The organism is Cyanobium sp. L1E-Cus (assembly GCF_024345755.1).
Classification (GTDB): Bacteria; Cyanobacteriota; Cyanobacteriia; order PCC-6307; family Cyanobiaceae; genus Cyanobium_A; species Cyanobium_A usitatum.
On the sequence record NZ_JAGQBS010000019.1, the window covers coordinates 1 to 19,847 of the forward strand.

21 protein-coding genes and 2 pseudogenes are annotated in these 19,847 nt (G+C 58.9%); all 23 read left to right on the forward strand.

Annotated features, from left to right (window positions below; genetic code table 11):
* The first annotated feature begins 619 nt into the window (after nt 1–619).
* The 23 genes and pseudogenes from KBZ22_RS13150 to KBZ22_RS13260 all read left to right on the forward strand — a co-directional run bounded on the left by KBZ22_RS13150 (nt 620) and on the right by KBZ22_RS13260 (nt 19,830).
* Nucleotides 620–853 (forward strand): DUF4160 domain-containing protein, encoded by a 234-nt coding sequence (locus KBZ22_RS13150; protein ID WP_255022304.1) that lies wholly within the window; start codon nt 620–622, stop codon nt 851–853.
* Nucleotides 846–1,106 carry a DUF2442 domain-containing protein gene (locus KBZ22_RS13155; protein ID WP_255022305.1) on the forward strand — a complete coding sequence of 87 codons (261 nt, stop codon included), beginning with the start codon at nt 846–848 and terminating at the stop codon, nt 1,104–1,106. The genes KBZ22_RS13150 and KBZ22_RS13155 overlap by 8 nt, the downstream gene beginning before the upstream one ends.
* Nucleotides 1,107–1,210: 104 nt before the next feature.
* Nucleotides 1,211–1,417, forward strand: coding sequence for a type II toxin-antitoxin system Phd/YefM family antitoxin (locus KBZ22_RS13160; protein ID WP_255022306.1), 207 nt, complete (start codon nt 1,211–1,213; stop codon nt 1,415–1,417).
* 343 nt (nt 1,418–1,760) lie between these two features.
* The gene (locus KBZ22_RS13165; RefSeq protein ID WP_255022307.1) at nt 1,761–2,267 is read left to right on the forward strand and encodes an Rpn family recombination-promoting nuclease/putative transposase; all 507 of its coding nucleotides are present in this window, start codon (nt 1,761–1,763) and stop codon (nt 2,265–2,267) included.
* Nucleotides 2,268–2,295: 28 nt separating this feature from the next.
* Nucleotides 2,296–2,610: a DUF4351 domain-containing protein gene (locus KBZ22_RS13170; RefSeq protein ID WP_255022308.1), complete on the forward strand. Its 315-nt coding sequence runs from the start codon at nt 2,296–2,298 to the stop codon at nt 2,608–2,610.
* A gap of 21 nt (nt 2,611–2,631) precedes the next feature.
* The gene (locus KBZ22_RS13175; protein ID WP_255022337.1) at nt 2,632–2,886 is read left to right on the forward strand and encodes a hypothetical protein; all 255 of its coding nucleotides are present in this window, start codon (nt 2,632–2,634) and stop codon (nt 2,884–2,886) included.
* 159 nt (nt 2,887–3,045) lie between these two features.
* Nucleotides 3,046–3,203 (forward strand): annotated as a pseudogene (locus tag KBZ22_RS14365) (NAD-dependent epimerase/dehydratase family protein); the annotation flags it as partial.
* Nucleotides 3,204–3,361: 158 nt separating this feature from the next.
* Nucleotides 3,362–4,732, forward strand: a complete 1,371-nt coding sequence (locus KBZ22_RS13180; RefSeq protein ID WP_255022309.1) for a nucleoside-diphosphate sugar epimerase/dehydratase — start codon at nt 3,362–3,364, stop codon at nt 4,730–4,732.
* 277 nt (nt 4,733–5,009) lie between these two features.
* Nucleotides 5,010–5,204, forward strand: a pseudogene (locus KBZ22_RS13190) (GDP-mannose 4,6-dehydratase); the annotation flags it as partial.
* A 227-nt stretch (nt 5,205–5,431) separates the two neighbouring features.
* Nucleotides 5,432–6,451 (forward strand): UDP-N-acetylglucosamine 4,6-dehydratase (inverting), encoded by a 1,020-nt coding sequence (gene pseB, locus KBZ22_RS13195; protein WP_255022310.1) that lies wholly within the window; start codon nt 5,432–5,434, stop codon nt 6,449–6,451.
* Nucleotides 6,417–7,628, forward strand: coding sequence for a UDP-4-amino-4,6-dideoxy-N-acetyl-beta-L-altrosamine transaminase (gene pseC / locus KBZ22_RS13200; RefSeq protein ID WP_255022311.1), 1,212 nt, complete (start codon nt 6,417–6,419; stop codon nt 7,626–7,628). The genes pseB and pseC overlap by 35 nt, the downstream gene beginning before the upstream one ends.
* Nucleotides 7,625–8,512, forward strand: coding sequence for an aldo/keto reductase (locus KBZ22_RS13205; RefSeq protein WP_255022312.1), 888 nt, complete (start codon nt 7,625–7,627; stop codon nt 8,510–8,512). The genes pseC and KBZ22_RS13205 overlap by 4 nt, the downstream gene beginning before the upstream one ends.
* Nucleotides 8,513–8,514: 2 nt before the next feature.
* Nucleotides 8,515–9,762, forward strand: a complete 1,248-nt coding sequence (locus KBZ22_RS13210) for an N-acetyl sugar amidotransferase (RefSeq protein WP_255022313.1) — start codon at nt 8,515–8,517, stop codon at nt 9,760–9,762.
* The gene (hisH, locus tag KBZ22_RS13215; protein WP_255022314.1) at nt 9,759–10,406 is read left to right on the forward strand and encodes an imidazole glycerol phosphate synthase subunit HisH; all 648 of its coding nucleotides are present in this window, start codon (nt 9,759–9,761) and stop codon (nt 10,404–10,406) included. The genes KBZ22_RS13210 and hisH overlap by 4 nt, the downstream gene beginning before the upstream one ends.
* Nucleotides 10,400–11,185, forward strand: a complete 786-nt coding sequence (gene hisF, locus KBZ22_RS13220) for an imidazole glycerol phosphate synthase subunit HisF (RefSeq protein ID WP_255022315.1) — start codon at nt 10,400–10,402, stop codon at nt 11,183–11,185. Before hisH ends, hisF begins: the two co-directional genes overlap by 7 nt.
* 3 nt (nt 11,186–11,188) lie before the next feature.
* Entirely contained in the window at nt 11,189–11,725 is a 537-nt protein-coding gene (locus tag KBZ22_RS13225; RefSeq protein ID WP_255022316.1) for a GNAT family N-acetyltransferase, read from the forward strand.
* Nucleotides 11,722–13,812 carry an aminotransferase class III-fold pyridoxal phosphate-dependent enzyme gene (locus tag KBZ22_RS13230; RefSeq protein WP_255022317.1) on the forward strand — a complete coding sequence of 697 codons (2,091 nt, stop codon included), beginning with the start codon at nt 11,722–11,724 and terminating at the stop codon, nt 13,810–13,812. Before KBZ22_RS13225 ends, KBZ22_RS13230 begins: the two co-directional genes overlap by 4 nt.
* Before the next feature lie 24 nt (nt 13,813–13,836).
* A complete protein-coding gene (locus tag KBZ22_RS13235; protein ID WP_255022318.1) occupies nt 13,837–14,481 on the forward strand; it encodes a YdcF family protein in 645 nt (214 codons plus the stop codon).
* A complete protein-coding gene (locus tag KBZ22_RS13240; RefSeq protein WP_255022319.1) occupies nt 14,478–15,080 on the forward strand; it encodes a formyltransferase family protein in 603 nt (200 codons plus the stop codon). Before KBZ22_RS13235 ends, KBZ22_RS13240 begins: the two co-directional genes overlap by 4 nt.
* Nucleotides 15,081–15,112: 32 nt before the next feature.
* Entirely contained in the window at nt 15,113–16,162 is a 1,050-nt protein-coding gene (gene pseI / locus KBZ22_RS13245; protein WP_255022320.1) for a pseudaminic acid synthase, read from the forward strand.
* Between the two features lie 643 nt (nt 16,163–16,805).
* Complete coding sequence (locus KBZ22_RS13250) at nt 16,806–18,062, forward strand: DegT/DnrJ/EryC1/StrS aminotransferase family protein (protein WP_255022321.1); 1,257 nt, start codon at nt 16,806–16,808, stop codon at nt 18,060–18,062.
* A gap of 44 nt (nt 18,063–18,106) precedes the next feature.
* On the forward strand, nt 18,107–18,814 hold the full coding sequence (locus tag KBZ22_RS13255; protein WP_255022336.1) for a cytidylyltransferase domain-containing protein: 708 nt from the start codon (nt 18,107–18,109) through the stop codon (nt 18,812–18,814).
* Nucleotides 18,815–18,885: 71 nt separating this feature from the next.
* A complete protein-coding gene (locus KBZ22_RS13260; RefSeq protein ID WP_255022322.1) occupies nt 18,886–19,830 on the forward strand; it encodes a Gfo/Idh/MocA family protein in 945 nt (314 codons plus the stop codon).
* Nucleotides 19,831–19,847: the final 17 nt, after the last annotated feature.

The window sequence follows — 19,847 nt, forward strand, 5'->3', positions numbered from 1 at the left end:
GTGCGCTTTTTGGCTGTTGTTTGCTCGTAATCAGCAAACCCGAGCTGCTTGCCGCCCATCACCCCAGTCCCGGCCTTGGTATGCGCACCTATTCTCGCGTGGATGCCCTGCGTTTTCCAGAGTCTCCTTAGCCTTTCTTAAAAGACGTACCGCGCTCAGCGCCGAACTTGGCGTCGTCTTGGCTGCTTAAATATTGGTATTTAGTGCCCCTAAACCCAGTTCGCATGTAACTATATTTCAATTTCATCCCCCCCTTTCTTTCAAAGGGTGCAATGCTTAAATTGCTTAGAGGTGAGGTGGTTGAGCGTATAGCTCCTGCTCGCCTAAGCTTTAACGGAATTGTTGTACCTAGACTTTGTCAATAATTGCTATACCAGCCTCTGCCTCCTGGCTTGACTCCTCCATCCGCAACCGTGCAGGAATCTGTACAAGTTGTATAGATTCAGGGAGACGTCCAAATTGTCATGGCTTCCCCCTGAGCCGCCAGAAACACCAGCCGGAACAACCCACTCAGCCTCCTACCGCCAACAAGGCTCCACACGCAAAAAGCTCCGCATGAGCTGCAGCCCCTTGACAGCTGGTCAGACTGATTCAGGTCAAGGACAAATGCGCCAAGGGCATGTCAACAGTTCTACGCAGCGGGCCCTATCGCTTTTATTTCTATAGCCACGAGCCCAACGAACCGCCTCACATTCATGTCGACCGCGATGAATCGTCCTGCAAAATCTGGCTATCGCCAGTGGCCATGAGCAGCAATCTGGGCTTCAGTGCTCGAGAGCTCCGCGAGATCGAGCGGCTTGTCCAGCTCAACGGCGATACGCTGCTTAAGGCATGGCGAGAGTTCCATGGTTAATCCTGGCGAACGCATCACCAACGTGCACTGCACAGACGACGCGCTGGTCGTCTCGCTGGCCGACGGTCGCACGATTTCCGCCCCCCTGGCCTGGTATCCGCGCCTGCTTCACGCCACACCAGTCGAGCGTGAGGACTGGCAAATTGCCGGCGTTGGCTTCGGCATCCACTGGCCCAGCCTTGATGAAGATCTGAGCGTGGCAGGACTGCTTCGCGGAGCTCCGGCGCCACGGCAGGCAATATCTATCGCTTGAGGCACAACCCCGCTGCGGCCCCCTCTGGCTGGCCGCCAACGCCTGAACCCAAACCAGCCGAGACAGCCACCGCTATTTTGGTCATCTAACCAACCCTCCACAAGATGCGCAGTCTCAACGTGGCGCAGGCCAAAGCCCAGCTTTCGGCCCTCTTGGTTGCCGTGGAATCAGGTGAAGACGTGGAGATCACCCGGGCGGCCGAGCAGCCTGCGGTGGGCTTTGATCTGGAAACTTTTTTGGCTGCCACCAGGGCCCAACCCCTGCACAAAGGAATTGATATCGCCAGCATGCGGGAGGGGGCTCGCTATTGAGGCGCCTTTACCTCGACACCTCCCTGTTGGTGGCGGCTCTGGTGCACGAATCAGCCCTGGCTTTGCAGGTGCGCCGTAGAAGCGTCACCCCAATCTGGTGTCTCCAACCAAGGAACTCCTAAGCCACTGACCTGAACGCCTCATTCGCTAACGCCTAGTTCCCCCCTCTCATTTGCATGTGTGCAGAAGTCTGTACAGGCTGTACAGATTCAGCGAGGCACCCAAATTGTTATGGCGGTGACTCCCCCCCTGGGCCGCCAGGCGCCTCAGCCCGAACAAACCACTCAGCCGCCAGCCGCCAACAAGGCCCTACGCCCACCAAGCCCTGCACGAGCTGCAGCCAGTGAATACCGACCGCTGGTACTACCGCGTTTTCCAGAGCGCCCCGGATTTAATCCGCTCGCTCCTCCCAGGCTCAGCCGCCGGCGCCAACACGCTGGGCCACGACCCAGATGCCCCCGGCGATCAGCTCTACCGCTTTCAAGCCCTCGAGATCAAGGAGCTGAGCCACCGCCTCGATGGCGTGCTCTGGCCGAGGGAAACCACCGGCTGCGTCGAAACCGGCAGCCCGGAGTTTCCGGTGGTGCTGTTGGAAGTGCAGATGCACCCAGATCCAGGCTTTCACCACCGCCTAGCGGCGCAGACCTATCGGTTTCTGCAGCAGCACCCCCAGGTGGAGCATTGGGCTGTGCTGGTGATCACGCCCCATAACCGCCTCAAGCTTGGCCCAACCCAGGCGCTGCAGGTGTTTTTGGATCAACAGGTGGTGTGGCTCAGCCTTGAGGAGCTGAGCCAGCAGCCGAATCTGGATCCACTGCTGAATCTGCTCACCTTGCCGGTGCGGCCCTGATCTAAAAACAGTTGTGCTGCCTATGCTGGTGCAACGGTTTCCCCAGCTAACAGAGGCGCAAATCATGGTGATTGCCGGTATCCCCCGAGAAGAGATCCGCCACACCCGGGCGGTACAGGATTGGCTGGCAGAAGGCCGCCAAGAAGGCCGCCAGGAGGGCGAAGCCCGAGAAGCCGCCAAGATGACCCTCCGCCTCCTCAACCGCCGCTGCGGCCCCCTCAGCGAAGCCACCACCGCCCAGATCCAGGCCCTGCCCCTGGAGCAGCTGGAAGCCCTAGCCGATGCCCTGCTCGACTTCCAGGGCCCAGCCGATCTGGCCGCCTGGCTAGCTGCTAACGCCTAGTCCCCCCCCTCTCATTTGCAAGTGCTCAGGATTCTGTACAGCCTGTACGGAATCGTGCACGCCATGGCTTGCTTGCCGCCTGCGGTGGGTGCCCATCCGAGCGGCCGCATCGGCGAGGATCCCAGCGGGATTCCCAACAACCTGTTTCCCATCCTGAGCCAAGTGGTGCTGCCGTTTCTGGCGGTGCTGAGCGATCCGGAGCGGCTGTGGCAGCAACCGCTGGTGCAGGCGCTGGCGGCCCGGGTGGGGTTCACGGAGGCGGTGGCTTCCCCCTGAGCCGCCAGGCGTCCCAGCCCGAACGAACCATTCAGCCGCTTACTGTGCGCAAAGGACCATTTACAACAAGCTCCTCACGGGTTTCAGCCCGTATCCCATCAAGCCCATCCAACCAAGATGACGATTCTCGTCACCGGCGGCGCCGGCTATCTGCCGCTGGTGCTCGACAACCTCAAGATCCATACCAATGTGATCGAAGCGGCCTGGCGATCGTGGTAGGGCGCCTGTTGTTTCTGGGCACCAGCTGCATCTAACCCAAGTTTGCCGAGCAGCCGATCCGCGAGAAATCCATGCTCACTGGGCCCGTAGAGCCCACCATCAGCCACGTGGTTTCGGCCCTGATCCGCCGCTTCCATGAGGTCGCCGAAACCTAGGCCAGGGCCAGGGCGAAGGCAGAAAAACCCTGATCTATGGGGCAGGAGAAGCAGGTCTGAGGCTGCTGGAGAGCCTGCGCTTTGATCTGCGTTTTTCGATTGTGGGCCTGCTGGATGATGCCCCCCAGCTCTGGGGGCGCCAGGTGCTGCTGGCCATGCCTTCCACGCCGCTGTCGCGGCGCAGCCAATTGGTGCGGCAGCTCAAGGCCATGGGCCTGGAGGTGATTGCGATGCCCTCATTAGCCCAGATCGCCTCAGGCGAGAGCTCCGTGAGTGAGCTGCGGTCGGTGGCGATTGAAGAGCTCTTGGGCCGCGAACCCTCTGAGCCGATCCCCGAGCTGTTGCAGGCGGCGGTGCAGGGGGAATCGGTGCTGGTGACTGGTGCGGGCGGATCGATTGGATCTGCCCTGTGCCGCCGGGTGCTGAGCCAGCGGCCCAAGGTTTTGGTGCTGCTGGAGCGTAATGAATATGCCCTCTATGCCATCCACCAAGAGCCCCATGGCAAGGCCTGGGCAGAGGGCATCGAGCTGGTGCCGGTGCTCGCCGCTGTGGCCGATCGGCCGCGGATGGAGATGCTGCTGCGCCGCCATGGCATCACGGTGATGCTGCACGCTGCGGCCTACAAGCATGTGCCCTTGGTGGAGGTCAACGTTTGCGCAGGGCTGGCCAACAACATCTTTGGCACCCGCTCTGCCCTCGATGCGGCCATTGCCTGCGGCCTGAAGCGCTTCACCTTGATTTCTATGGATAAGGCGGTGCGCCCCACCAATGTGATGGGGGCCAGCAAGCGGGTGTGTGAACTGCTGGTGCAGGATGCGGCGGCCCGGGTGGCGGCACAAGGCAGCGGCCCGATCTGCTCGATGGTGCGCTTTGGCAATATGTTGGGCTCTTCTGGCTCGGTGGTGCCCCTATTCCGTGAGCAAATTGCCATTGACGGCCCGGTCACGGTGACCCACCCGGAGATCACCCGCTATTTCATGACCATTCCAGAAGCAGCCCAGCTCGTGCTGCAGGCCACGGGGATGGCCAGAGGGGGCGAAGTGTTTGTGCTGTATGTGGGCGAACCGGTGAAGTTGGTAGATCTGGCCCGGCAGATGGTGGAGCTTTCGGGCTTCACAGTGCGCGATAGCAAGAACCCCGATGGGGATATCGCCATCACCTTTACGGGCCTTAGGCCTGGGGAAAAGCTCTATGAAGAGCTTTTACTCTCTGATAGCGATCAGTCCACGGGGCATCCCCTGATTCGTAAGGCTCAAGAACTGGGATTGGGTTCCGATGAGCTGACTGAACTTTTGGATCGTTTAGATCAAGCCTTGGCTGATTGGGATCGGCAGGAAGCTGTGGGGATTTTGCAGAGGTTGGTCAAGGAGTACCAAGCCAGCGCTGGGTCCCCTTGTTCAGCAGCAGTTAGCCCTTGTGGCCAGAACCAGCGTTCAGCTCAACAGACCAGCGAGCAAAGCGGGCAACTTTGATGACAGCCGAATTGGCATGCTGCAGGTCAAAATTCTCAAAGCCAGGAACCAGCTCCCTCGGTTGTGCCAGGTCGCCTCTGCACCGATGCCTACCTTCCCTGGCGATCGCCAATGGCTGGCGCCGGGTGAGGTTGGCGCTGAGATGACTACCCGCATGAGCCCTCCGAGCACTGTCCAGGCTTCCGTACGGTCTGTACGGAACCTCTAAGGGGTTTTCGAGCGACATAACTTCGCCACCGCCACCACCGTTTCCACCTAAAGCCCCTTCGTCCAGCCGATGACCTCCAGCCCCACCGCAGCCAAAACCGCCCTGATCACCGGCATCACCGGCCAAGACAGCAGCTATCTGGCGGGATTGCTGCTGGTCAAGGGCTGAGTGGTGGATGTGATCAAACGGAGCGCCAGCAGCTTCAACACCAGCCGCATCGTTCATCTCTACCAAGATCCACACGAGAGCGCCCCGCGGCTGGTGTTTGACGAGTCCACCATCGCCTTGGATGCCGCCACGGAATAGCCTTTGATGGATGCTATCGAAATCCTCATCTAACAGCTTGCGATCTTAATGGTTGCTCACATGCTCACCACCCTTGAACATTATGGTCGCGTGACCATAATGTTCAAGGGTTGCTTGGTGTCTAATGACCCACAACAGGCTGTACTGGCTGCCAACTGATCATCTACTGCAATCGATCGACATTCATGGTTTTCAATTCAAGCTCAAGGATCCTGATCACCGGTGGTACGGGAAGCTTCGGCAAGGCCTTCATTGCTGAAATATTTAACAGAATCCCTGCCGTGGAGCGGCTTGTAATCTACAGCCGTGATGAGCTCAAGCAGTGGGAGCTTCAACAGCACTATCCTGAAAGTCAGTTTCCACAGCTACGCTTCTTCATCGGTGACGTGCGCGATCGCGACAGGCTCCGGCGTGCACTGGAGGGCATCGACACCGTTGTGCACGCTGCGGCTCTCAAGCAGGTCCCGGCAGCGGAGTACAACCCGATGGAGTTCATCAACACAAATGTGCTCGGCGCTGAAAATGTGGTGCAGGCGTGCCTCGATACAGAAGTGAAACGGGTCGTGGCCCTCAGCACGGACAAAGCCGCCGCACCAATTAACCTTTATGGTGCTACCAAACTCTGCTCCGACAAGCTGTTCATCGCCGCCAACAACATCAAGGGGGTCCGCGATCTGAGTTTTTCGGTGGTGCGGTATGGTAATGTGATGGGATCGCGTGGATCAGTCATTCCCTTTTTTCTGGAGAAGGCCAAAACGGGTTTGTTGCCGATCACGGATCCATCAATGACGCGCTTCAATATCACGTTGAGCGAGGGTGTGGCGATGGTGTTGTGGGCACTGGAGAACGCCTTGGGCGGCGAGTTGTTTGTCCCCAAGATTCCCAGCTACCGCATTACTGATGTAGCCGAGGCCATCGGGCCTAGCTGCGAGAAGCCGATCACCGGTATCCGGCCGGGTGAGAAGATTCACGAGGAGATGATCACTTCGTCTGACAGCTTCACCACGATCGACCTGGGTGAGTATTACGCGATCCTGCCCAGTGATGGTCGCGTGCAGCGTCTCTATAAGGATGCTGACATCAGCAGTGCCGTCGTGCCGTCTGGCTTCGCCTACAACTCCGGCAGCAATCCAGAGTTTCTGTCGGTGGAGCAGCTGCGCAGCCTCATTCGTGAGCACGTGGATTCCGCGTTCCAACCGTTCTGAGCGTCCTGCTGTGCCTGCCTTTATTCCCTACGGCCGCCAGACAATCACCGAGGCCGACATTGAGGCCGTCGTGCAGGTGCTGCGCGGCCCGTTCCTGACGCAGGGCCCCGCTGTACCCAGCTTCGAGCAGGCCGTGGCACAGCGTGTTCAGGCCGATCATGCGGTGGCCGTTAACAGCGCCACCAGCGCCCTGCACATCGCCTGCTTGGCCCTCGACCTGGGCCCAGGCGATCGCCTCTGGACCACCCCGATCACCTTCGTGGCGTCGGCGAACTGCGGCCGCTACTGCGGTGCGGAAGTCGACTTTATTGATATTGATCCGGCTACTGGCCTCATCAGCCTCCATGCCCTGGAGCAGAAGCTGGAGCAGGCCGCCCGCGAGGGCAGGCTGCCCAAAGTGCTGGTGCCCGTTCACCTCTGCGGCACCAGCTGTGCGATGGAGCCGATCGCGGCTCTTGCGCGCCAGTACGGGGTTGCGGTCGTCGAGGATGCCAGTCACGCCATCGGTGGCCACTATCAAGGCCTTCCCGTCGGCGACTGCCGTCACAGCGACATCACGGTGTTCAGCTTCCACCCTGTGAAGATCATCACCACCGGCGAAGGCGGCCTGGCTACCACCAATGATCCTCAGTTGGCCCAGCGCATGGCGGATCTGCGCAGCCATGGGATCACCAAAGAGGAATCCCGCTTTGAGCGGCCGGCCCCTGGGCCTTGGAGCTACGAGCAGCAGGAGCTCGGCTTCAACTACCGCATGACCGATCTGCAGGCGGCCCTTGGCATCAGCCAGTTGCAGCGCCTTGAGCTGGTTGTGACGGAACGGAAAAGGCTTCTGGAGCAGTACCGCCAGCTCCTTACAGGCCTCCCCCTCCGGCTGCTGGAGATCCCCAAAGATGTGAGTTCTGCGCTGCATCTCGCTGTGATCCGCCTGGAGGACCCCAGCCGTGCCCATCACCGGCAGGTTTTTCAAGGCCTCCGGGCTGCCGGCATTGGTGTGCAGCTCCACTACAGCCCGGTGCATCTGCAGCCCTATTACCGGAGGCTCGGCTTCCAGGAGGGTGATTTCCCGGAAGCTGAGGCCTATGCCACCAATGCCATCAGCCTGCCCCTCTATCCCGGTCTGAGCGGACCGGAGCAGCAGCGTGTGGCGGCTGCCCTGGCCTCCCTGATGGCTGCATGACCCCACAGCTCTGCCTGGGCACCGCCCAGTTCGGCCTGGCCTATGGCATCACCAACGCCGCGGGCCAGGTATCGGAATCCGAGGTGGCGCAACTTTTGCAGGATGCCACCAGTGGCATCCGCTGGCTCGACACGGCACAGGCCTATGGCAACGCTGAAGCAGTCCTCGGACGCAACATGCCGGTTGGCCATAGCTTTCAGCTAATCAGCAAATTGCCGGCACAACCGCAGCAGAGCTTCACCGCAGCGGATCAGACCCTCTGGGAGCAGGCGTTTGATGCTTCCTGTCAACGACTCGGTCTTAGGCGCCTCGATGCATTGCTGCTGCATGCGCCGAGCGATCTGAGTAAGCCTGGCGGTGAGTGGTTGCAGGAGTGGTTGATTGGCCTGCGGGATCGCGGTCTGGTGCAGCGGCTGGGCGTGTCGATTTACGGCGCCTCAGATCTTGATGGTGTGGATCCGGCCCTGCTTGATCTGGTTCAGGTGCCTCTCTCCCTCTACGACCAGCGTTTGCTCCAGGACGGCACGCTGGCTCGGCTGCGCGCCAGGGGCACGGCCGTTCACGCCCGCAGTCTTTATCTGCAGGGCCTCTTGCTCACCCCGGCTGAGCGCTGGCCCAGCTGGGTCGGGCCTGAGGTGCGGCGTCACCATCATCGGCTCGAGGCTCTGGCCCTGGAGCGGGGCTGTCAGATCATTGAGTTGGCCCTGGGTTTCGCCCAAATGCAGGCGGACCTCGAGGCTGTAGTGATCGGCCTATGCAGCTGCCGGGAGCTGGCCGAGCTACAGCAGGCCTGGGCGGCGTTCCCTCCCTGGCAGCAGGGTGAATGGCACACCTGGGCTCTGCAGGATCCCGGTATTCTCGATCCACGCCGCTGGCCTAGCTGATTATGAGTTCTCCATTCTCCGCCTCCCTCAAGCGCTGCAGCCGTTGCCTGCTGCCCGAAACCCACGAAACGCTCGTGCTGGATGCGCAGGGTGTCTGCAACGTCTGTCGCGCGCAGGATGTGAAGGCCGAGATCAACTGGCAGGACCGCCTCGAGCAGCTAGATGCCTTGGTGGCGGAGTATCGTGGCCGGTATCGCTACGACTGCCTGGTTCCGTTCAGCGGCGGCAAGGACAGCACCTGGACGCTTTACTACCTCATGCAGCGCTACCCAGGCATCAAGCCCCTGGTGGTGCGGTTCAATCATGGTTTTCTGAGACCCAATCTGAGAGCTAACTGCGATCGCGTCTTCCGAAAACTGGGTGTGGATGTGCACGATTTCACCCCCAGCTGGAAGGTGGTGCAGCGGCTGATGCTGCAGGCCTTTCTTGAGAAGGGTGACTTCTGCTGGCACTGCCATACCGGCATCTTTGCCTATCCGATGCAGGTGGCCCTGAAGGAACAGGTGCCCCTGATCTTCTGGGGTGAGCCCTCTGCTGAATACACCGCTTACTACAGCTATGACCAGCCGGAGCAGGTAGACGAGGAGCGCTTCAATCGCTATGTAAATCTCGGCATCTCCGCCGAAGATATGCTCATTCGCCTAGACGGCTTTCTTGATGAGCGCGATCTAGAGCCATTCCGCTACCCAGCCCTCAAAGATCTGAGAACATTGGGTTATCGATCCGTTTGCCTTGGTAGTTACATCCCCTGGGATGTAAAAATGCAGGTGGCCAAGATAAGGTCTGAGCTTGGCTGGCAGGGCGATGCAGTGGAGAACGTGCCGGAAGAATTCAATTACGAGAAGATTGAATGTTGGATGCAGGGCGTGCGTGATTATATCAAATACATCAAGCGTGGTTATACTCGGCCCACCCACTTGGCGGCCATTGATTTGCGCAACAAGCGCATCTCCCAAGAGGAAGCCCAAGCGATGATCAAGCAGTTTGAGGGTCGCCGCCCGCCCAGCCTTGATCTGTTCCTGGAGTATGTGGGGCTGGAGGAAGCGGAGTTCTATGCCATCGCGACAGGGCATCAGGTGTCCCCTTGGCAGTTCGATGCCGCAGCGATTCGACCCGGTGACACCACGTCCGATTTCGGCCAGTGGCTGCGCGGTGATGGCCTCGATCCCGCTGATGCCGAGGATCAGGTGGGCCGCTGGGCTGAAACCTGTGCCAGCTGTGGTTCCTCCAGCGGTTGCGGTGTGGCATGAGCCGCCCCCGTGTGCTGGTGATCGATGCCGGCCTCGGCAACATCGGTTCGGTTGTGGCCTCGCTTCAACGGCAGGACTGTGATCTAGAGCGGGCGCAGCTGCCACCCTCAGCCGCGTCTGCCTTCACCCATGCGGTTCTACCCGGGGTGGGTGCTTTCACCACTGGCATGCAGGCCTTGCGGGCCTCCGGATGGGATGGCTGGATTCAGGAGCAGTGGTGCCAGGCCGGCCGGCCTCTGCTTGGGATCTGTCTTGGTATGCAGTTGCTGGCCAGTCAGGGCTTTGAAGGGTCGGCTGCCGATGGGGTAGTGCAGGGTCTGGATCTGATTCCCGGCCAGGTGCAACGCCTGGCCGTGGGCCCGGGCCTTGTGCTTCCGCATGTGGGCTGGAATGCGCTGCACTGGCACGCCCATGCCGGAGCTCTGGCGGACGGTTTGCCGGACGGTGGCGATCTGTATTTCGTGCACAGCTACGCCTTTCAGCCGCTCGACCCCGCTCACTCCCTGGCGATGTCGGATTACGGACAGCCTTTCACCGCGGTGGTGGGTAAAGGCGCCTGCTACGGCGTTCAGTTCCACCCGGAAAAAAGCCAGCGGCTCGGGCGTCGCCTCCTTGAGAACTTTCTGGCGCTGACGCCATGCTGAAGCGCCGTCTGATTCCCAAGCTGCAGCTGGGATTGCGCCAGAGATTTCGCGGTGCTCAACCGGTGCTGGTGATAACCCGCCAGTTCGGCAGCCGCCGTGCCATCGGTGATCCCCTTTCCCAGGCCAAGATCTATGAGGCACAGCTGGCCGATGAGCTGATCCTGGTGGATCTCGAGCGCAGTCCGGAGAGTTGGCCTGTGCTTTTGAGCACCGTGGAAGCCGTGGCAGATGCCCTAGCCACGCCGTTGGCCGTGGGTGGTGGCCTGCATAGCTTTGAGCAGGTGCAGGCCCTGCTGGATAGGGGTGCGGACAAGGTGGTGCTCAACAGTGCAGCACTTGACCAGCCGGACTTGATCGACAAGGTTGCGGGTGCCTATGGCGCCCAGTGCGTGGTGCTCAGCCTGGACGCCAGATCTCTCACCGGAGGCGGCTGGCGGGTCTGGTCAGCTGGCGGTCAGACGGATACGGGTCGCGACGCCCTGCAGTGGGCCAGCGAGGCGGTGCAGCGAGGTGCCGGCGAGGTGCTGGCCACGGCGATCGAGCGCGATGGCACTGGAGAAGGCCTGGATCTGGCGCTCACCGCCGCCATGGCGTCAACGCTCGCCGTACCGCTGATCGCCTCCGGTGGCTGCGGGCTGGCGCAGCATTTCGTGGAGGGCTACGAGGCCGGCGCCGCCGCGGTGGCCGCTGGAACCTTCTTTTGCCAGCGGGACCAAAACCCGATGCAGTGCCGGTCCCACATCCGTAATGCCGGCCTGGCGATCCGCCTCGAGGTCTGACCGATGCTCAATTCCTCTCGCCTGTGTCTGCGTGCCCTCGAGCCTTCGGATCTCAACGCCACCTATCTGGGCTGGCTGAACGACCCCGAGGTGAATCGCTATCTGGAAACCCGCTTCCTGCCGCAGACGCAGGAAGCACTGCAGGGCTACTGGCAGGCCCATCGCGATGATCCGGCCAGCCCCTGGTTCGCCATCTGCCTCGTTGGCGATGGTCGCCATATCGGCAACATCAAGCTCGGCCCGATTCAGTGGCTGCACCGCCGTGCCGACCTCAGCCTGTTCATCGGCGACCGGAGCTGCTGGGGCCAGGGCTATGCCAGTGAAGCCATCGCGCTGGTGCGCGACTGGGGCTTTCGCGAGCTGGATCTGCAGAAACTCAATGCCGGCATTTATGCCGGAAACATCGGCAGTCGCCGCGCCTTCGAGAAGTGCGGCTTTGAGCTGGAAGGCACGCTGCGGCTGGAGGTGGTGAGTGGCGGCCAGCGCCTGGATGTCTGGCGCCTCGGCCTGCCGCGCAGCCACTGGAGGCCAGCCCCATGACCACTCTTGCCATTGTTCAGGCCCGCAGCTCTTCCTCCCGCCTGCCGGGCAAGGTGCTGCTGCCGATCGGCGCCAAGCCGATGATCCTGCATCAGCTGGAGCGCCTGCGCCGCTGTCGGCGGCTCGATCGCCTGGTGCTCGCCACTTCGGATCACAGCTCCGACGACACCTTGGCGGATGTGGTGAGTACGGCTGGCTTCTCGGTGTTCCGTGGTGACCTTCAAGACGTGCTTGAGCGCTTCCGGGCTTGTGCAGCCCTGGAGCAGGCCTCCACCGTGGTGCGCCTCACTGGTGATTGTCCGCTGAGTGATCCCGCGCTGATCGATGAGCTGGTGGAGGCCTTCGCCGAAGGCGATTGGGACTACCTGGCCAACTGCGTGGATGAGCAGCAGCTGAGTGTGCCGGACGGTTTCGATGCCGAAGTGTTCCGCGCCGAGATGCTGGAGCGCGCCGCCAGCGCTGCGCAGCTGCCCTCCGAGCGGGAGCATGTGACGCCCTGGTTCCGCAGTTCCGGCGCTGGCCTGCGCTGGGGGCATTTCCGCCATCAGCCGGTGCGCCCCTACTACCGCGTCACTGTGGATGATCCGGCGGATCTGCAGGTGGTGCGCGCGATTGTGGCGGCGCTGGAGCCGCAGGATCCGGCATTCGGAGTGGATGCGGTGGTGACCTATCTGGACCAGCACCCCGAGCTGGCCGCTCGAAACCTCGCCACGATGCGCAATGAGGGATTCATGAAGTCTCTGGCCGAGGATTCCGCTCAGGTGCAGCCGTTGGTGATGAGTGAGGGACAGGGACAGGAGTTGTGGCGCCGCGCCAAGCGGGTGATTCCCGGCGGCAACATGCTGCTCTCCAAGCGGGCGGAGATGTTCCTGCCGGAGCAGTGGCCGGCCTACTTCTCCCGGGCCAAGGGCTGCCGCGTCTGGGACCTCGATGGCCGCGAGCTGATCGACATGAGTATCATGGGGATCGGCACCAACCTGCTCGGTTATGGCCATCCCGAGGTGGATGGGGCCGTGGCGGCCACCGTGGCTGCCGGCAACATGAGCACCCTCAACTGTCCGGAGGAGGTGTGGCTGGCCGAACGGCTGGTGGCCCTGCATCCCTGGGCCGAGATGGCCCGCTTCGCCCGCAGCGGCGGTGAGGCCAACGCCATCGCCATCCGCATAGCGCGCGCCGCCACCGGCCGCGACACGGTGGCCATCTGCGGCTATCACGGCTGGCATGATTGGTACCTGGCCACCAACCTGCAGAACGATTCCGGCCTAGAGGAGCATCTCCTGCCGGGTCTTGAGCCCAACGGCGTTCCCCGTGCCTTGGCGGGAACCGTGCAGCCTTTCAGCTTCAACCGCCTGGATCAGCTGGAGAGCATTGCCGCAAGCCATCAACTGGCCGCCGTGAAGATGGAGGTGCAGCGCACCAGCCCTCCTGATCCCGGCTTTCTTGAGGGCGTGCGGGAGCTCTGCAACCGCCGCGGCATCGTGCTGATCTTTGATGAGTGCACCTCCGGTTTCCGTGAAACCTTCGGTGGCCTGCACCTGAAATACGGCGTTGAGCCCGACATGGCGATGTTCGGCAAGGCACTGGGCAATGGCTATGCCATCACCGCCACCATCGGCCGCCGCGCTGTGATGGAAGCGGCCCAGAGCACCTTCATCAGCAGCACTTTCTGGACCGAGCGCATCGGGCCTAGTGCTGCTCTCAAGACCCTGGAGGTGATGGAGCGCGAGCGCAGCTGGGAGCGGGTCACGGCCACGGGCCTGGAGCTGCGCCGCCGATGGCAGGAGCTGGCCGATCGCCATGGCCTGAGCATCACCCACAACGGCCTGCCGGCCCTCACGGGATTCGCGATCCAGAGTCCCAAGGCTCTCGAGTACAAAACGCTGATCACCCAGGAGATGCTCAAGCGGGGCTATCTGGCCAGCACCAGCTGTTACTCCTGTCTGGCGCACACTCCAGACGTGATCGAGCCCTACCTGGAGGCTCTCGATGGGGTGTTCGCTCTGATCGCGGAATGTGAAGCGGGTCGATCGGTGGAGGAGCTGCTAGAGTGGCCGGTCTGCCATGGCGGCTTTCGCCGCCTGAATTGAGGGTGGTTGTTTTGTTTGGAAGCGATGTCAACTATGGGTAGGCAGCAAAAGTTTACGGTTGTTCTTGCCAACCTGATGAGCCGTTCGGGTCGGCTCAATGGCGAAAGCATGGAGAGGGTTGATCTGGCAATCACACTTGACGAGATTAGGCCGGCTCAAAATATAATTCTCTGTGGCTGGGCATATCGCCCAGATTCTGATCTGCCTATCGCCGAAGCTCTTAAGCTATATGTTACCGAGAGGCGCCCGGATCTTTTGCCCAAGCTTGTCTGTCAGACTATGTCAAGGGATACAGTAGGCGATGCTTTCTTTTCCCGCATTCTCATAGAGAAGCTCTGTGACAAGCCCACCAGTTCTCTAGATGTTGTGACCTCTGACTATCATGTGGCGAGGACTGCTGAGATCTTCCGCTATGTTTTCCCTGGCCATGTGCCAATTAATGTAAGCGGATCAAGTTGTAAGTCTCCTGATTTGGGCTGCCTGGCTAGCGAAGAGCGGTCTCTTAGGGCCTTTCGTCACACTTTTGATGGTGTCGCCCCCGGCGATTTATTTTCCATCCATGAAAGGCTCGCTTTTGCGCATCCTTTCTACAACGGTGATGTTTATCCTAGCATTAATACAATTGAATCAATTATTCAATCCCTTTCTTTGTCTCATTCCAAGGCATGAGAGTCCTGCTGCTGTGTCCGTATCCAGAAGCCCTTCGGCCTGCATTGGATCTCTATGGCGATACGTACATAGAATGCACCGATCCGATTGATAAACAGTTTTGTATCGATCATGACATAGATTTTATTGTCTCCTATGGTTACCGCCATATCATTAAGCCCTCCGTCCTCAGAATGTTTCCGCTGGCGGCAATTAATTTGCATATCAGCATGCTTCCAAATTCGCGTGGCGCTCATCCTGTTTTCTGGAGCGTTGTCAATGAGCTTCCGTTGGGGGTGACAATCCATCTTCTGGATGATGGCCTAGACACGGGCAACATCCTCTTCCAAAGAGAAGTTCGTGTTGATTGCAGTGACCATACATTCCGGAGTCTGTACAATTTGCATTGTGTTGAAGTTGTTAGCTTATTCTCGCAAAGCTGGATGTATCTCAGGGCCAAGGAATGTGCTGGATGGAGGCAGCAGGGTCTGCCTACGGTCCACCGAGCGCGCGATTTAGAGGAATGGATGATCTGTATGCCCGAAGCCTGGGAGACCCCTGTGTCTGTTTTTCGTGGCTTAGCGGCACAGTTCTCTGCGGCTTCTCGTATAACTGTGTAAGGCTTTCTATGTACGGTTTGCTTTCTCGATAGATGTCATTTTTCTTAGGGAAAAAACCCATTGGAGCGCAGCACCCCCCGTTTGTCATCGCCGAGATGAGCGGAAACCACAACCAGAGCCTGGAGCGGGCCCTGGCGATCGTTGACGCAGCGGCCCATGCGGGAGCCCACGCGATCAAGCTGCAAACCTACACCGCCGACACGATGACACTCGATGTGCGTGGGGGTAGCTTCGAGATCAGTGATCCCGATTCCCTCTGGGCGGGCCAGAACCTCCATGATCTCTATAAGAAGGCTTATACGCCCTGGGATTGGCATGCCCCAATCATGGAGCGGGCTAAAAAGCATGGCATGGTGTGCTTCAGCTCACCCTTTGATGAGTCGGCTGTAGAATTCCTGGAAGGCCTCGATGTGCCGGCTTATAAGATCGCCAGCTTTGAGAATAATCATCTCCCATTGATTGCCAAAGCGGCATCTACTGGTAAGCCTTTGATCATCTCCACGGGCATGGCCAGCCTCGGCGAATTGGAGCAGGCGGTGGCAACGGCGCGATCAGCTGGCTGCCAGCAGCTGATCCTGCTCAAGTGCACCAGTACCTACCCGGCCACTCCTGAGAACACCAACATCCGCACCATCCCACACCTGCGCACGTTGTTCGGTTGTGATGTTGGTCTTTCCGATCACACCATGGGTTTGGGCGTGGCCGTAGCCGCCGTTGCTCTGGGGGCCTCGGTGATTGAGAAGCATTTCACCCTTTCCCGCGCCGAAGGTGGAGTGGACAGTGCCTTTTCATTGGAACCTGCCGAGCTGTCAGCGCTGGTGCATGAGAGCGAGCGGGCCTGGCAGGCCTTAGGAGAGGTGCGCTACGGGCCCACTGAGGCAGAGCAGGGCAGCCTTGTCTTCCGTCGATCTATCTACGTGGCCGCAGACATTGCGGAGGGGGAAGCATTCTCTGAATCAAATATTCGGATTGTGCGGCCGGGCGATGGTGCACCGCCGGCTCTATATTGGAATCTTTTGGGTCGTACGGCGAGACGTTCTTTTAGTTGTGGAGAGCCTTTGAATCTTGACCAGTTACTCTGACTGTGCTCGCGAGTGCACTCCGTGAAGCACCTCTCTATTTGACTCTTGGAACGGCTCCCATATAGGCCATTTTACACTTGGTCGATAGCCAAAATTCTAGCTAGATCTAATTTTCTTGTTGTCGACCCATCGCAGGCGCATTGTCTATTCAGACCTTCGCTACATTGTTTCATCGAATACATGCTATGGAATGAAGAGCAGAGTAGCCTTGGACGCAAATAGTCTGCCCTATCCCGGAGCTTGTCTTAATTGGCAGCTGCCATGAAAAGATCTAAACTCAAGCCCGAAGTACATGTGTCTTATCGTTCATCTTGACTAAAATGAATCAAGAGGGAACAATGCCTTATCCTTGCGCCCACAAGAGCTCAGCTTTGGTTTGCTTTCTTCTCAATTGTGGTAGAAGTGCGAGCCCTAGGTTCTTGCCCAATCGCTGTTGTCGCACTCTTTGATTTGTTATGAGCGAAGTACTGATGCTTGTTGATCCAGAGCTCCGCGCTTGGTGCGCAGCTTTGCTAAATTCATTTGGTGAGCCTCGGAAGCTAAATTAATGGGCCCCATTGGATGGTGGGCTTGACACCGCCTTGGCCAAGAACCAGGCTTTCTTGCAAATAAAATTAGAACCATGACTCAAAGTAAGATTGACGTGAAGCTCGCACTGCACGGCGGCCAGCCTGCTATTGATTGCCCATTGCCCGCAGATTCAACTATTGGTGATGCAGAGTTTGATGCCGTTCGCAGGGTATTTCAAAACGGGTCTCTTTCTGGATTCTATGGGAGCTGGGGAAAGGAGTTCCTTGGAGGTGTTGAGGTAAAGCAATTCGAGAGGGCATGGGCAGAGAGATTCTGTATACCCCATGTTGTATCGGTCAATTCAGCGACTTCCGGATTGTATGCTGCCATGGGAGCGCTAGGCATCAGCCCTGGTGACGAGGTCATTGTCCCTCCCTTGACCATGTCGGCGACGGTGATGGCTCCGCTAATTTATGGAGGCATTCCTGTCTTTGTAGACATTGAGCCCGAGACCTTCTGTCTAGACGTTGCGAAGGTCGCCGCCGCTATCACACCGCGAACACGTGCAATCATTGCAGTTAATCTTTTTGGCCACCCTGCTCGATTGCATGAGCTCGCTTCTCTTGCACGGTCCAGCGGCATCGCCCTCGTGGAGGACAATGCACAGGGCCCATTGGCGAGCGAGTCAGGCAGTTACGCAGGTACCGTCGGCGACATCGGTGTGTTTAGTCTCAACTATCACAAGCACATTCATACTGGTGAGGGCGGCATGTGTGTGACTCGAGACCCCGGGTTGGCGTTGCGTCTGCAGGCCATACGCAACCATGCGGAGAACATCGTCGCACCCGCAGAGATCGGCGATCCCGTCAACATGATCGGTTTCAATTACCGAATGACAGAGATGTCGGCTGCAGTTGGCATAGCCCAGCTTGATCGTATCGAAACTGAGGTTTCAAGGCGTCAACGACTTGCCGAAGGCCTATCCGCAGGTTTGGCCGGGTTGGAGGGAGTAACCCCACCTATGGTCCGCACAGCATGCCGCCATGTTTATTACGTATGGGCAGCAAGGCTTGATGAAGTGCGGCTAGGCGTCTCTCGCGAGAAGTTTTCGCAGGCTTTGTCGGCGGAGGGTTTCCCGCATTTTGTTGGCTATGTAAAGCCCCTTTATATGCTTCCTGTTTTTCAGAAGCGCGTGGCGATTGGGCGGAATGGCTGGCCTTTCACGCTCTCAGATCGCCAATACTTCAAGGGATTGTGTCCTGTAGCCGAGAGAATGTACGAAAGCGAATTGCTTTGCTTCGAAACCTGTGCTTTCCGCATTGATGACCAGCTGCTCGCGGACCTCATTGCAGCCTTCCGCAAGGTCCATGCAAATCGCCACCTTCTCTGATATCGCGCCCGCGGATGAAAGTCGTCGCCAGCATTGAGGCCAGGATGGGTTCTACCCGTCTTCCCGGGAAGGTTTTAGCTGACATATGTGGTCGACCAGCACTTGGACGCTTGGTTGATCGCTTGCGGGCATGTCGGATGATTGATGACATTGTTCTTGCTACTTCCATATCTCCTCGCGATCACGCATTGGAGGATTGGGGCAGATCTGAAGGGCTCGCCGTTTACCGCGGCAGCGAAGACGATGTCCTTGAGCGAGTTGTGGGTGCGCACCGTTTCATGGGTTCAGATGTGGTGGTTGAGGTAACTGGTGACTGTCCTCTGCTAGATCCCGATGTCATCGATCTCGGAGTGGAAACATTCTTTGCCAACGATTGTGACGTGGTGACCAATGCGCGTGTGCCCTCCTTCCCCCAAGGTGCAGATGTCCAGGTGTTTGGGCTCGAGGCCTTGGCTGATGTTGAGGCGCGGATTTCGGACCCTGCAGTTCGTGAACATGTATCTCTTTATTTCTACGAGACGCCCTCTGACTATCGAACGATTCATCTGATTGCCGATCGCTCGCAGCATAGACCCGAGCTTCGTCTTCAACTAGACTATGCGGAGGACTTGGCTTTTGTCCGTGAGGTCTATACGCATTTGTTGCCCTTGCATGGAGCGATATTCGGTGTCCGTGAAATCCTGCAACTCCTTGACCGTGAGCCGCATCTTTGCTGCATTAATGCCGACTGTATGGAGAAACCCTTGCGATGAATAGGCAGTCTTGGCGTGTCGCGCTTGTGGGTTTCGGCCGAATGGCTGCCGGCTATGCGGCAGATGCAGCCATGGCCAAGTATTACCCTTATGCAGCGCATGCCCAAGTTTTGCGGGACCATCCGAGACTTGAATGGAAGGTAGTCGTAGAACCCGATCCTATCGCGCGCCAACTTGCACTCAGCAACTGGGAAGTGCCAATTGTGGTTTCATCCATTGATGAGCTTGGTGACGCAGCAGCTGAGATTGATATTGTGGTGTTCGCTACGCCTCCCTCGGTTCGCCTCGGCATAGTACAGAGCCTGCCGGGGCTGCGTGCAGTGCTTGCAGAGAAGCCTCTTGGCGAAGATTTATCTTCTGCGTATGAGTTCCTAAAGGATTGCTCGGCGCGTGAGCTGATGGTCCAGGTGAACTTTTGGCGTCGTGCCGATCGGGGGTTCCGAGGACTCGCTAACGGCGACTTGACAGATCTTATCGGTGAGCCGATGGTAGTTAACTGTCTTTATGGCAACGGCCTTCTGAACAATGGTAGTCATATGGTCGACCTGGTTCGGATGTTCTTTGGCGAAGTCGAAAATTTCAGGATTATAGACCCGGGCACCTGGTCCGTGAACGGTCCCATTCCTGGTGATATCAATCCTACCTTTAGCCTGCGTATGGATTCAGGCTTAATCGTCTCTTTCTCCCCAATTGATTTTCGTCTTTATCGGGAGAACGGCATGATCATCTGGGGGAGTGATGGCCGGTTAGATATTCTCAATGAGGGGCTTGTCCTCCGCCATTTCCCCGCTGTATCTAATCGCGCCATGACCGGTGAGCGTGAGATTGCGAACGATGCTGGCGCTGATCTGCAGAGCACAGTAGGTAATGCCCTCTATTGGATGTACGAGAACTTGCTCGAGGCGCTTGAAATGGACGATTTCCGGATTCTTCATAGCCCTGGTTCTTCGGCTCTCGTGACTTCACGGTGGGTCGATGAGATATCCCGGACTGTCTCTAACGGCTTGACTTCGTGAGCGCGTGACGAACGAGT